Genomic DNA, 12,825 nt, shown 5'->3' with positions numbered 1-12,825 from the left:
CTCGATAGGGGTGTTAACTTTAGAAACTAATTAAGCAAAAGCACGCTGAATGTTCGCGATACGCTGCTGGATTTCTTCTTCTGTCCAAGACAACTTGATGAGCATTGAGATGGTACGGCTCATGATGGCATCTGATTTAGGTACAGACACTTGAGTATAGTCAGGTTTGTCTGCAATTAGTGTGATCGGCAAAGCAGCAGGCGACTTAAGCTCTTGAATGTGTTTCCAATTGCTTAGGTAGTGCCAGTTGTTAACATACCAGTAGAAGCAGCCATCTACACCGTTTTCAGCCAGTTTTTTGCTGATCTCGATAGTACGTTCTTCGGTCGGCATCATAAAAGTCAAGAAGCCTGCTGAATCACCTTCGGGATCAGGAATTTCACGGAATGAAACTTCAGCAATATCAGCCATCGCGTCTTTTAGGAGCTTTTTATTCTTGCGTTGAATATCGATAATGGTATCTAACTTACGTAGCTGAGCAAGACCCAATGCAGAGTTCATTTCAGAGATGCGGAAGTTAAGCCCCATAATCGGATGTCCTTCTGCACCACGGTCATTACCAACATGGTCATGGCCGTGATCAGAGAACATGTGAGCGTGGTTGTAGATGGTTTCATTGTTCGTCATGATAGCGCCACCTTCACCACAAGTGATGGTTTTAACTGAGTCAAATGAGTAACAACCGACATCACCAATAGTGCCTAATGCCTGTCCTTTATAACTGCCGCCAATGGCTTGGCAAGCATCTTCGAGTAAAACCAAATTGTGCTTGTCACATATGGCTTTGATCTCATCCATCTTGGCCATAGAACCACACATATGTACTAGGTTAACGGCTTTGGTGCGTGGCGTGATTGCTGCTTCGATACCTTCAGGAGACAAACATAAGGTTTCATCGATTTCAGCAAATACAGGCACTGCACCAGCCATAAATACTGCTTCAACTGATGCAACAAAGGTAAACGGAGGCACGATAACTTCATCACCTGCACCGATTCCTGCAGCAGCCATTGCCGTTTGTAATGCTGCAGTACCACTCGATACAAGGTGAGCATGTTTAGCGTTCATCTTTTCGCAGAGTAGGGCTTCCATTTCACGCGTTTTCCAACGGTCATTACGCATGTGATCAAAGTTATAACGGAAGGTAAACCCGTTCTCCATTACATCTGCAACTTCTTGCTTTTCTTCAGGACCAAATAATTCAAAACCAGGCATGGAAAGTTTCCTTAGCATTCGCTGCGCGTGTTGCGCGAAAAAAATATACTGAATTATAACTGGGATGAAGTAGAAACTGCGATGTTTATTAAGGAATATTTACTAAAAAAGGAAAATATTTGCTTTGCTACTAAGACAATAATAAAAAAGCGCATGATTTTGCATCATACGCTTAGGTTGTCATTATTATTTGAATGACGTGAGATTATTTGTTGTTCAATATCTCGTTATCAACTGTGACATCAAGGTCTGACAATAGACCATTTTCAACGCTGTAGATCCAGCCATGAACCGCAACGTTTTGTCCTTTAGCCCACGCATCTTGAACGATAGTGGTACTGGTAACGTTACCTACTTGTTCAATAACATTAAGCTCACATAAACGATCGAAACGCTGTTTCTCATCGAGCTTATCTAGCTCATCTTGATGCAGGCGGCGAATATCACGAATATGACCCAACCAGTTATCGATAAGCCCTAAACGGTCGGAGCCCATAGAAGCTTTAATACCACCGCAACCATAATGGCCGACAACCATAATGTGTTTCACTTTCAATACTTCAACGGCATATTGTAGTACTGATAAGCAATTAAGATCCGTGTGGATCACCATGTTTGCAATATTGCGATGAACAAAGACTTCACCTGGCATCAAGTCGATGATTTGATTTGATGGCACTCGACTATCGGAACAGCCAATCCATAGATATTCGGGATTTTGCTGCTGTGCAAGTTGTTGAAAAAAAGCTGGATTTTCTTCAAGAATACGACCCGCCCAGCGGCGATTATTATCAAACAAAGGTTTCAGTAATTTCATTTTTATAATGTCTTGTCTATTAAGAAGATTATTATTGTCATTGTATCACCGAAAATCTCACTCTGTGGTCTATTCAGTGACGCCTAATCTTAACCTAGTCGGTGACTTAGGAAAGTCATAAGTTGTTGATTAACAAAATCAGCTTGCTCAAGTGTTGCCATATGGCCTGCCTGAGGAATATGAATAAATTCACTGCCATCAATCGCATCATGCATTAAATAGCTTTCAAGTACGGGGCGTGGTTTATCCTCGGTTCCAACCATGATCAGGCAAGGAAGTGTTAATAATGTGGCATCTTCCATTATGTCTCGGCGCGCAAACATCATGCGTCCGATGCGAACAATTGACTCAATATTGTCCCTAGGAAGGGCAGCTAAAGCCTGCTTGAATTGTGCTTGTAATTCAGGCTTGCGCTCTGTGATATCGGCTGCAAAAAATAGCGGTGCTATCTCATCGACAAGCTCAATTGGAAAAGCTTGTTGCTGGCGAACGCTGTCGAGCATCTTATCGTATTTAGCTCGGCTGACTTCTGGTTCAAATCCAAGAAAACAGCCAATCAAGGTTAAGCTATTGACCCGTTGTGGCACCAATAAACATAGCTCTGCAGCCCACATACCACCAATGCCTGAGCCAATAATCGAAAACTGGTCGATATTTAAATTGTCCATTAATGCGAGGTGATGCTCGGCTAATGTTTTGAGCGAATGGCAAGTTTTAGGCATTGGCGCGGAATTGCCATGGCCCCAAAGATCGCTAACAATACAGCGATAATGTTGGCTTAGTATTGCAATTTGTGGCACCCACATCTGGCTATCCCAAAGGTAAGGATGGGCTAATAACAATGTAGGCCCGCTACCAATATCAAGATAACTGAGCTGCTGTTGTTCTATGGTGATGTGATGACGATACTGGTTGAGATTCATGTATGTTATTTCAATTTAAGATAGTGGTTCAGGAGCGATACGAAAGGCGAACTCGTTAACAATACTGTCTAATCTGGCTAAAACGGCATCTTTAAGTAACATATCCTGTTTCGATAACAGTGCTCTCAGTTGCTCGATATTAAGCTCGCTGAGATATTGCTTGGCTTTGGGATAATAACTTAGGTGCCAAGGTTCGGCGCTCACTCCGCTTAAACCGGGTTGATAAGGGAAGTAAAAGCCAAAGTCACTGCCATATTGACTGAGCCAGGTGTGCATTTTATGGCAGGGACCGGTGGCACAATATTCGGCTTCAACAAGCTTTAGATTGGCTTGATTAATACGTTTAGCATCAAACAGATCCACATCTGTGCCCCAGTGATGGCGAGAAATTCCCGGCAATGCAGACCAAAGCAAAATACTATCTATTAATTGATCATCATTAAGAGAATCGAAGGAGATAGGCTGAGAGTCTTTATCCAATAAGGTACGTTGACCGCTGGCTTTGGCATTCCAGATAGTAAGTTGGCGCTCAAAGTTGCGATATGCGGAGCAGATGGTGATGCTGATATCATCCTTCGCTGCCGCCGTTTGGAGCTTTTGCAGTTGAGCGGCGGTATCACTTTCGAGTAAATGGCCTTGATAATCCACTAATGGCGCATCGCCAAGACCATAAACATCAGTCGTTAACACAATAGGTTTTCCAAAATACGTTCATAGACCAGGGCGAGCTGCTCGATATCATCGACCTTAACACATTCATTCACTTTGTGAATCGTGGCATTGACAGGACCCAGCTCCAACACTTGCGCACCCGTTGGAGCAATAAAGCGACCATCTGAAGTGCCACCTGAGGTTTGAGGATCAGTATCTAAACCTGTAATAGTTTTAACCGCTTCTTTAGTAGCATCGAGTAGGGGGCCTTCACCTGTTAAGAAAGGTAAGCCATTGAAGACCCAGTCGATATCGTAATCTAGTCCGTGAGCATCAAGAATGTTGAGTACTCGTTGAATAAGAATTTCAGCGGTGACTTCGGTAGAGTAACGGAAGTTAAACATCACCTCTAGTGCCCCAGGGATGACGTTAGATGCGCCGGTACCGCCATTGATATTGGCGATTTGAAAACTGGTGGGCGGGAAAAATTCATTACCGTTATCCCATCTCATTTTGGCCAACTCATCTAAAGCTGGTGCCGCTTTATGAATTGGGTTGTCGGCTAGGTGAGGATAGGCAACATGGCCTTGAATTCCTTTGACCGTGAGGTGACCTGTTAAGCTACCACGGCGGCCGTTTTTTACGATATCACCCAGCTTATGGGTTGAAGAGGGTTCACCAACTAAAGACCAAGTGATTTTCTCATTGCGGGCTTCAAGGGTATCGATAACGCGCGTAGTACCATTAATAAATGGACCTTCTTCATCGCTGGTGATCAAAAAGGCGATAGAGCCATTATGATCAGGATGCTTTTCCACAAAGCGTTCAGTGGCCACCACCATGGCAGCGAGTGAGCTTTTCATATCGGCGGCGCCACGGCCATGTAAGTAGCCATCGATGACCACAGGATCGAACGGTGGTGTATGCCAACGATTTAAATCACCTACGGGCACAACATCGGTATGGCCAGCAAAACAAAACACTGGCGCTTCAGTACCGCGTCTTGCCCACATATTAGTGGTGTCTTCAAACACCATAGATTCGATATTAAACCCTTTCGCTGATAGGCGTTCTGCCATCAGTTGCTGACAACCTTCATCCAGTGGTGTTACCGATGGGCGTGAAATAAGATCTTGCGCGAGAGCCAGAACCTCTTGAGCCATTACTGAAATATCTCCTGATATTGTTCGGCTTTAAAGCCCACATAAATCTGCTGTTCAAATACTAACACCGGACGTTTAATCAATGTTGGGTAGCTATGCATTAAGGTAATGGCTTTATCTTGGTCGAGATCGGATTTTTCTGCATCAGACAGATTTCGGAAACTGGTACTACGTTTGTTGAACAGGGCTTCCCAACCCACTTGTTTGACCCAAGATTGAATATCTTCAACGGTTAATCCATTTTCACGAAAGTCGTGAAAGGTTACAGACTGATTGTTGCTTTCGAGCCATTTACGGGCTTTTTTCACCGTATCACAATTTTTGATGCCATATAGGGTCAAACCAGTTCTCCTTGTAACGTCTGCTTATTGTTGTGCTCAGGGTTTTATCATAATGGGTATTAATGTGTGCATTGTGTCATTGAGTGCTGTCTGGCTCAAGTATGTTTATGGGTGTTTGTTGAGTAATCAAGCTGAGTTGAATATGGCTCTTGGGGGCAAGCGCCCAGGCAGGGCGCAATTAAGAATAATTAAGAGTGGGTTACAGCTGAACAGTGAAGATGACATCTTTGCCAGCTTCAATTGAACCTTGGTGTTTTACAATGCATTGAACATCTTCCATGTTAGCAAGAACAACAGGCGTGAGCAGGCTGTCTACATGGGATTTTAGGTATTCTAAGTCGAACTCTAAAATAGCATCACCGGCTTTGACCGTTTGTCCTTCTTCAGCTAAACGTTTAAAACCGTTACCTCTAAGTTCTACCGTACCAACGCCAAAATGCACAAACAGCTCTAAACCTTGAGGAGACTCGATACTGAAGGCGTGATTAGTTTCAAATATCTTTCCTATGGTGCCGTCTACAGGCGCCAAGATAAGATTGCCTTTAGGTGCGATCGCGATACCATCGCCGACAATTTTTTCGGCAAATACAACATCGGGTACTTTTTCAATGGCGACAATCTCTCCCGATACGGGAGCTAAAATATCTATGCCGCCAGTCACAGGTGGCTGTCCAGATATTAATCGTCTAATTCGGCTTAAAAATCCCATTCATTAGCCCCTATACATTTATCATTATTCTTGCGTGCTCTAACTTAGGTTAAGCATACCCAAAAATTATCAAGAGTGACAGCATGTTAGCAATTGATTTAATTCAGCTATGCGCGTTGTCACAGTGGCTTGCTGAGCAAGGGTGACACAATCTTCGTAACACCATTGACTGAGCGCCTGTTTGACTTCCAGTAATGAAGCAATACTGACGCTTAATTCGTCGACTCCGAGTCCAATTAACAGCGGCGCAGCAATTGGATTACTGGCGAGCTCACCACATACAGATACTGTGATATTTTGCTGTTTTGCACTATTAATGGTTTGAGCTATCAGCTTCACTATCGCGGGCGATAACACCGGATACTTATTGATAAAGTAAGGGTTGGTTCTATCTGCAGCCATTGCATATTGGGTTAAATCATTAGTGCCGATACTGATAAAGTCTAGTAGAGGAAGCATGGACTCAAGATTAATCACCGCTGCAGGGGTCTCAACCACAATGCCCAGTTCCACATCGCCATAACCTTGCTCGGCCTCATTGAGTGCAAGTTTACATTGCTCAATAATTTCAAATACCGTATCTAATTCTTCAACCTGATTAACCATAGGAAACATCAAGCGGATAGGACCATGATTGGCAGCGCGTAAGATGGCTTGTAGCTGAGAGCGAAACAGGGCTGTATGGCTTAAGGTATAACGTATGCCACGCACACCTAAGGCGGGATTCTCCTCTTTGGGCATGGTAAGACTCGGCACATCTTTATCGGCGCCCAGATCGATAGTGCGGATCGTCAGTGGTTTGCCATCGAGCAAGCGTAAGGCATCACAATAAAGCCGATACTGTTGCTCCTCATCAGGGAGTTGATCGCTATTCATGAACATAAATTCAGTACGGAATAGCCCGACACCTTCGGCGCCAACTTCGGCAAGATGATTGATCTCGCTAATCGAGCCAACGTTTGCCAGCAAAGCCACCTGATGGCCATCTTGGGTTTGTGTTAGCTGGTGTTTAAATTTTTCCAGCCCTAACTTACGTTGGATTGCCTGTTGCTGTAGTTGTTGTAGCAGTTCGATTTGATCTGCCGTAGGCTCGATAATGACTTCACCTTGTAAAGCGTCGATAGCTACTGTAGTGCCATCAATGATTATATCTAAATCACAGGGACAGCTCATCAACGTGGGGATTGCAGCGCTGCGCGCTAAGATTGCCGTATGGCTGGTAACACCGCCGGTCTGTAACACTAGACCAGCAATTTTATCTAAAGGTAAGGTGGCAAATTCGGCAGGCGTAATATCTTTGGCTAACACAATACAGTTATCAGGTAAGGCGGATAATTGCACACACTCACCGGTTAACAACAAATTGACTAACCGCTGCCCAAGACTCAATACATCTTCTGCACGACAGCTAAGATAAGCACTGTTCATCTCGCGCATCGCCTGTGCTTGTTTAGCAAAAGTATGTTCTACGGCAAGGGCGGCTGAAAATTGCAACTGGGTAATGGTATTGATCAATTCTTGCTGAAGTTCTTCATCTTCAAGCAGCAGCAAATCGGCTTCAATTAATTGGTAATGCTCACTGTCAACATTGAGATGCTTAGCACTAGTTTTAATTTGTTCAATTAAGTTGTTGAGTGCTTGCTGAAGATGACGACATTCTTGTTTGAGTTTTGAGGGGGGGAGAAGATGATAATCAAGTGGACAGTCCAGAGGCCGAAACACTTTAGCTTGCCCAAGTGCGATACCGGCTGAAACAGCAATCCCTTTGATTATCATCCTAAAATCCTTTAACTAAGAGTGATTAATAATGCCGATACGCTTTCAACTGCTTGCTGAGCTTGAGGGCCGTTAGCACTGACCGTGACCGAAACCCCGTTATATAAACCCAAGGTTTGTAACTTAAAGAGGCTTTTAGCGCTGGCTTGTTTTCCTTGGCATTCGACTAAGATATCACAATCAAATTGTTTTGCTTGTTTAACTAGCATGGCGGCTGGACGCGTATGGATCCCATGCTCTGCGGTAATGGTGACGGTTTTTTCGTATGTCATCTGATAACTACTCGTAACATTTTCTGGTACAACAATTAATAATGGATTATTTGATAATTGGATTTTTTTAATGACCTAATGGCAAGTTCAAGCTTGTCTTTTTTTACCAATATATAGTCAGTGTCAAAGGTCGATAGGGCAAAGATACTGATCTTCGCTTCTGCTAAGGTGCCTGAAACACTGGCTAAAATCCCTGTCATCGAGAAACCTAAAGGCCCCACGACTTCTAAACAGCGCCAATCGGGTTCTTGTTCAATACTGTCCAATGCTAACTCTGCAGGTACCACAACCGAGAGTTCATCTTGTGTTTTCCCAATAAAAAACATCGGTTGTTGAAACACTCGTGGATCAAGCTTATCCTCAGGTGGAAAGCTATGAATGCTGTATAACTGCGGATGTACGGCTAATGTCATACGAACCATGGCACAGAGCTCTCCTTTGCAAATTGGCGATAATCTTATCATAATTTAGCCAAAAAAAAGGAGAAGCGATATGCTTCTCCTGACTATTTAACCTCAACAACAAATTAGACTTTAAACTGGCTCAATATTGTAGTGCTGCTCAGGCTAATTTCTTTCAATGATTCAGCTGCTAGGCGATTACTCTCATTGGCTTTAACAGAAACCTCTGATAATTCAGTAATACTGCAAATATTGCGGTTAATTTCTTCGGTGACTAAAGATTGCTCCTCAGTGGCACTGGCAAGCTGAGTGTTCATATCACTGATATGGGCGATAAAGTCTAAGATAGCGTTAAGTGATTCTCCTACCGCTTGCGCCTGATGTTGTAATTGTTCTGATTGTCCCTGAGTTTCACTATTACTGCTCATGACACTGGCTACACCGGTTTGGATGTCAGATATAATCTTTTGAATCTCATTAGTGGAATCTTGGGTTCGGTTAGCCAGAGCACGAACTTCATCAGCCACTACGGCAAAGCCACGGCCATGGGTTCCAGCCCTCGCGGCTTCTATGGCGGCATTTAAAGCAAGTAGGTTAGTTTGGTCTGCAATACCACGGATCACATCGAGAATATTACCAATCTGCTCAGATGAAACCCCAAGGTGTTGGGTGGTCGATTCTGCAATCCGCAGTTCGTTTACTAGTTTTTGGGTGTTCTCTACAGTGCTGTCCATTTGCATTTTACTGTCTTGTGCTTGCTGTTTAGCGCTGTTGGCTGCATCGGCAGCTTGTTGAGTACTGTTGGCCATTTCATGGGTGGTCGAAAGCATCTGATTAATTGCTGTCGCCACACTGCTGGTTTCTTGATGCAAATGATCGACACTAGCATTTGATTCATTCACTGCATTCAGAAGCTGCTCAGCATCCTGATTTAATTCATGGCCTACAGGTTGAAGATTTGCCACCATCATATTGATTTTAGCTACAAAAATATTAAAAGCCTTAGCAAGCTCAACCACTTCATCATTGCCTTCGGTAGGTAGTCGCTTAGTCAGGTCGCCATCGCCTTGGGCGATATCATTCATGGCATCGATTGCTTGAACAAGTGGGGTATTAATCGAATGATTTAATACCAAAAAGAAAGCAAAAATAGGTGCAGAAATTAACACCATGATCAGCAAATAGTCGTACATTACTGCTACCGTGGCTTCATTCACGTCGCTCATATAGGCGCTAGTGATAATGGTCCAACTCCACTGTTCGAAACTTCTGGCTTCAATCAAAGTCATTTCAGGTTGTCGACTATTTGGGTTGATGGTTTCGACTTCTAGGCTAGATTTACCTGTGGCTTTGGCTTGGTTGACCAATTTAGCGAGGGATCTGTTATTGCTCAATGTAGATATGTTTTTACCGATATCATTGGCGTTAGCCCCATTAGCAATGACCACTCCATTGTTATCAAGCAGGATAAAATGGCCTTCATTGCTGTAGTGGATTTGCTGGATGAGATCTGCAGCTTGTTGTTTCGCGGTGTCGATTGAGACTTGTTGATGGGAGGCTTGCTTATCATATGCTGACAGAATGCTGAACACTGTGGACAGCTGAGCATCATTTTGTAGCCATTTCTGTTCAATAAGGTTCGTTTTCTGCTCATAAATGGAAAAACTAGCAAAGACGATTGTTCCTATGCCAGCAAGAAATAACATAAAAATGAGTCGCTGTAGTATGGTGAAACGTCGGAGCAGAATAAGCATAGAAGCCCTTATTTTTTAGGTCGTCAGGTAACCGAAGTGAATATACCTTTTATCGGTAAAATATTGAATGACTGAATAGCTGTTTGTCTTTTGTTTATCAAATAGTTGAGCGAGGTCACGCTAGGATTTATTAACACTGAATAGCTTATCAATGTAGCTCACTATTTATGCTGCAAATGGACCATTTTAGAGGGAGTTATACCGATCAGTATAAGAACATGATTTTTTTGCTGAATAACATAATAGCGTGGTAATTATGTAACGAATAAAATCACGCTTTTTGGGTAGTGCTGTTGTGAGACCATAAAAAAACCCTAACAATCAAAATTGTTAGGGTTTTATTAAAACTGTCGCTTAGAAAGTAAAATTACTTCTTAGCTTCAGCTGCTTTACGCTCTTTAACTTGAGCGATAACTTTTTCAGATACACTGTTTGGACAAGGTGCGTAGTGTGAGAACTCCATAGAGAACTGACCACGACCTGAAGTCATTGTACGCAGTGAACCGATGTAACCGAACATTTCAGATAACGGTACGTCACCCTTAATACGAACACCAGTTACGCCAGCTTCTTGACCAGAGATCATGCCACGACGACGGTTAAGGTCACCGATCACATCACCAACATTGTCTTCTGGGCTGAATACGTCAACCTTCATGATTGGCTCAAGAAGTTGTGCGCCAGCTTTTGGCATAGATTGACGGAATGCACCTTTAGCAGCGATTTCGAAAGCGATAGCTGATGAATCCACTGCGTGGAATGCACCGTCAGTCAGTTCTAGTTCAACGTCTAATACTGGGAAGCCAGCGACTGTACCAGTTTGCATCATAGATGCGAAACCTTTTTCAACTGCAGGCCAGAATTCTTTAGGTACGTTACCACCGACAACTGAAGACTTGAATGTAAAACCAGTGTTTTGCTCGCCAGGACGGATAACATAGTCGATCTTACCAAACTGACCAGAACCACCAGATTGTTTCTTATGGGTGTAGCTATCTTCAACTGGTTGAGTGATAGTTTCACGGTATGCCACTTGTGGCTCACCTACAATCAGTTCAACACCGTAGGTACGCTTGAGGATGTCTACCTTAATGTCTAGGTGAAGCTCACCCATACCTTTAAGGATGGTTTCGCCAGAGTCTTCGTCAGTCTCTACGCGGAAAGATGGATCTTCTGCGATCATCTTACCGATAGCGATACCCATCTTCTCACTACCACCTTTATCTTTTGGCGCTACAGCGATAGAGATAACTGGCTCTGGGAACACCATGGCTTCAAGAGTACATGGGTGCTTAACATCACATAATGTGTGACCCGTTTGCACGTTCTTCATACCAACGATAGCGATGATGTCACCCGCTTGTGCTGATTCAAGTTCGTTACGCTCATCTGCCTGCATCTCAACCATACGGCCAACACGCTCAGTTTTACCTGTTGCAGAGTTAAGGATAGTGTCACCCTTCTTAATGCGACCAGAGTAGATACGTACGAAGGTCAGGGCACCGAAACGGTCGTCCATGATCTTGAACGCAAGTGCTTTTAATGGCGCATCTGCGTCAACGATAGCGTGTTCGCCAGTTGGGTTACCTTCTTCATCAGTTAGATCTTGTGGATCAACTTCAGTTGGCGATGGTAAGTAATCAACAACTGCGTCTAGTAGAAGCTGCATACCTTTGTTCTTGAACGCAGAACCACAGTATGTTGGGAAGAAGGCTAGGTCACGTGTACCCTTACGGATACAACGCTTGATGTCTTCCAGAGAAGGCTCTTCGCCTTCCATGTAAGCTTCCATCAGATCGTCATCTTGCTCAACAGCTGTTTCGATCAGTTGCTCACGGTATTCTTCAACTAGATCAACCATGTCTGCTGGGATGTCTTCAATGCTGTAGTTTTCAGCTTGTCCACTTTCGTCCCAAATCCAAGCTTTACGAGTTAGCAGGTCAACAACACCCTTGAACTCATCTTCGATACCGATAGGCAGAACCATGACTAATGGTACAGCCGCTAGTACGTCTTTAGTTTGCTTAACAACACGTAGGAAGTCTGCACCCATACGGTCTAACTTGTTTACGAAGATGATACGAGATACTTCTGATTCGTTCGCGTAACGCCAGTTAGTTTCTGATTGTGGCTCTACACCACCAGAACCACAGAATACACCGATACCACCGTCAAGAACTTTCAGAGAACGATAAACTTCAACTGTGAAGTCAACGTGGCCAGGGGTGTCGATAACGTTAAAACGGTGATCGTTCCAGAAGCAACTTACAGCAGCAGACTGAATGGTAATACCACGCTCAGCTTCCTGTTCCATGAAGTCGGTTGTTGATTCACCGTCATGAACTTCACCGATCTTATGGATCTTACCGGTTAGCTTAAGGATACGCTCTGTTGTGGTGGTCTTACCCGCATCAACGTGAGCGAAGATACCAATGTTTCTGTACTTTGATAAATCAGTCATTTTTCTACTCTATTGGAGTTACGTTCTAAAATTCGGGGGGAAGTATATCAATACTTTTGGAATTGTTTTAATAGATTTTTATTAAAATCCTGCAAATTTGGTTAAATAAGTCCGATTTTTGATGTTCGGGTGGACAGGTAACACCAGTAAAAGCCTTGTGATATCGGAAGTTGCTTGATTTTTGACCGTTAACAGCCGTCGAGATTTTTTCTTATATCATTTTATGCAATTGTGAGCTTGGTTCAGTACAGATAATTATGTGACAAAAATATGCTGAGATTAGGCTTATCTTAAGAGTTTTTTCAAGCATCTGGTGGCGATATACAGAATGGTTTTTGCTGA

12 protein-coding genes are annotated in these 12,825 nt (G+C 43.4%); all 12 read right to left on the bottom strand.

Annotated elements, in window-relative coordinates; genetic code table 11:
• Positions 1-30: 30 nt before the first annotated feature.
• The 12 genes from kdnA to fusA all read right to left on the bottom strand — a co-directional run bounded on the left by kdnA (position 31) and on the right by fusA (position 12,483).
• A complete protein-coding gene (gene kdnA / locus L1D21_RS07415; RefSeq protein WP_239844600.1) occupies positions 31-1,215 on the bottom strand; it encodes an 8-amino-3,8-dideoxy-alpha-D-manno-octulosonate transaminase KdnA in 1,185 nt (394 codons plus the stop codon).
• A 205-nt stretch (positions 1,216-1,420) separates the two neighbouring features.
• Positions 1,421-2,032, bottom strand: a complete 612-nt coding sequence (gene can / locus L1D21_RS07410) for a carbonate dehydratase (RefSeq protein WP_239844599.1) — start codon at positions 2,030-2,032, stop codon at positions 1,421-1,423.
• 89 nt (positions 2,033-2,121) lie between these two features.
• Positions 2,122-2,955, bottom strand: coding sequence for an alpha/beta hydrolase (locus tag L1D21_RS07405; protein ID WP_239844598.1), 834 nt, complete (start codon positions 2,953-2,955; stop codon positions 2,122-2,124).
• A gap of 15 nt (positions 2,956-2,970) precedes the next feature.
• Complete coding sequence (locus tag L1D21_RS07400) at positions 2,971-3,645, bottom strand: M15 family metallopeptidase (RefSeq protein ID WP_239844597.1); 675 nt, start codon at positions 3,643-3,645, stop codon at positions 2,971-2,973.
• Positions 3,639-4,769: a succinyl-diaminopimelate desuccinylase gene (gene dapE, locus L1D21_RS07395; protein WP_239844596.1), complete on the bottom strand. Its 1,131-nt coding sequence runs from the start codon at positions 4,767-4,769 to the stop codon at positions 3,639-3,641. The genes L1D21_RS07400 and dapE overlap by 7 nt, the downstream gene beginning before the upstream one ends.
• Positions 4,769-5,110: an ArsC family reductase gene (locus L1D21_RS07390; protein ID WP_239844595.1), complete on the bottom strand. Its 342-nt coding sequence runs from the start codon at positions 5,108-5,110 to the stop codon at positions 4,769-4,771. Before L1D21_RS07390 ends, dapE begins: the two co-directional genes overlap by 1 nt.
• Positions 5,111-5,309: 199 nt before the next feature.
• Complete coding sequence (gene crr, locus L1D21_RS07385; protein WP_239844594.1) at positions 5,310-5,819, bottom strand: PTS glucose transporter subunit IIA; 510 nt, start codon at positions 5,817-5,819, stop codon at positions 5,310-5,312.
• A gap of 69 nt (positions 5,820-5,888) precedes the next feature.
• On the bottom strand, positions 5,889-7,595 hold the full coding sequence (gene ptsP / locus L1D21_RS07380; RefSeq protein ID WP_239844593.1) for a phosphoenolpyruvate--protein phosphotransferase: 1,707 nt from the start codon (positions 7,593-7,595) through the stop codon (positions 5,889-5,891).
• Between the two features lie 11 nt (positions 7,596-7,606).
• Positions 7,607-7,867: an HPr family phosphocarrier protein gene (locus L1D21_RS07375; protein ID WP_239844592.1), complete on the bottom strand. Its 261-nt coding sequence runs from the start codon at positions 7,865-7,867 to the stop codon at positions 7,607-7,609.
• Between the two features lie 35 nt (positions 7,868-7,902).
• A complete protein-coding gene (locus L1D21_RS07370) occupies positions 7,903-8,289 on the bottom strand; it encodes an ACT domain-containing protein (RefSeq protein ID WP_239844591.1) in 387 nt (128 codons plus the stop codon).
• 104 nt (positions 8,290-8,393) lie between these two features.
• Positions 8,394-10,022, bottom strand: coding sequence for a methyl-accepting chemotaxis protein (locus L1D21_RS07365; RefSeq protein WP_239844590.1), 1,629 nt, complete (start codon positions 10,020-10,022; stop codon positions 8,394-8,396).
• A gap of 367 nt (positions 10,023-10,389) precedes the next feature.
• Positions 10,390-12,483, bottom strand: a complete 2,094-nt coding sequence (gene fusA / locus L1D21_RS07360) for an elongation factor G (RefSeq protein WP_239844589.1) — start codon at positions 12,481-12,483, stop codon at positions 10,390-10,392.
• Positions 12,484-12,825 lie beyond the last annotated feature (342 nt).

The organism is Shewanella sp. Isolate11, from assembly GCF_022398315.1.
GTDB lineage: Bacteria > Pseudomonadota > Gammaproteobacteria > Enterobacterales > Shewanellaceae > Shewanella.
Note: the sequence above shows the minus strand (reverse complement) of the source record. Positions and strands in the feature narration are given on the sequence as shown.

What these genes read in the sequence shown, in the direction of transcription:
- L1D21_RS07405 (WP_239844598.1), bottom strand. Translation starts at nt 2,955, where the DNA reads ATGAATCTCAACCAGTATCGTCATCACATCACCATAGAACAACAGCAG.
- dapE (WP_239844596.1), bottom strand. Translation starts at nt 4,769, where the DNA reads ATGGCTCAAGAGGTTCTGGCTCTCGCGCAAGATCTTATTTCACGCCCA.
- fusA (WP_239844589.1), bottom strand. Translation starts at nt 12,483, where the DNA reads ATGACTGATTTATCAAAGTACAGAAACATTGGTATCTTCGCTCACGTT.
- L1D21_RS07370 (WP_239844591.1), bottom strand. Translation starts at nt 8,289, where the DNA reads ATGGTTCGTATGACATTAGCCGTACATCCGCAGTTATACAGCATTCAT.
- L1D21_RS07375 (WP_239844592.1), bottom strand. Translation starts at nt 7,867, where the DNA reads ATGACATACGAAAAAACCGTCACCATTACCGCAGAGCATGGGATCCAT.
- kdnA (WP_239844600.1), bottom strand. Translation starts at nt 1,215, where the DNA reads ATGCCTGGTTTTGAATTATTTGGTCCTGAAGAAAAGCAAGAAGTTGCA.
- L1D21_RS07365 (WP_239844590.1), bottom strand. Translation starts at nt 10,022, where the DNA reads ATGCTTATTCTGCTCCGACGTTTCACCATACTACAGCGACTCATTTTT.
- crr (WP_239844594.1), bottom strand. Translation starts at nt 5,819, where the DNA reads ATGGGATTTTTAAGCCGAATTAGACGATTAATATCTGGACAGCCACCT.
- ptsP (WP_239844593.1), bottom strand. Translation starts at nt 7,595, where the DNA reads ATGATAATCAAAGGGATTGCTGTTTCAGCCGGTATCGCACTTGGGCAA.
- can (WP_239844599.1), bottom strand. Translation starts at nt 2,032, where the DNA reads ATGAAATTACTGAAACCTTTGTTTGATAATAATCGCCGCTGGGCGGGT.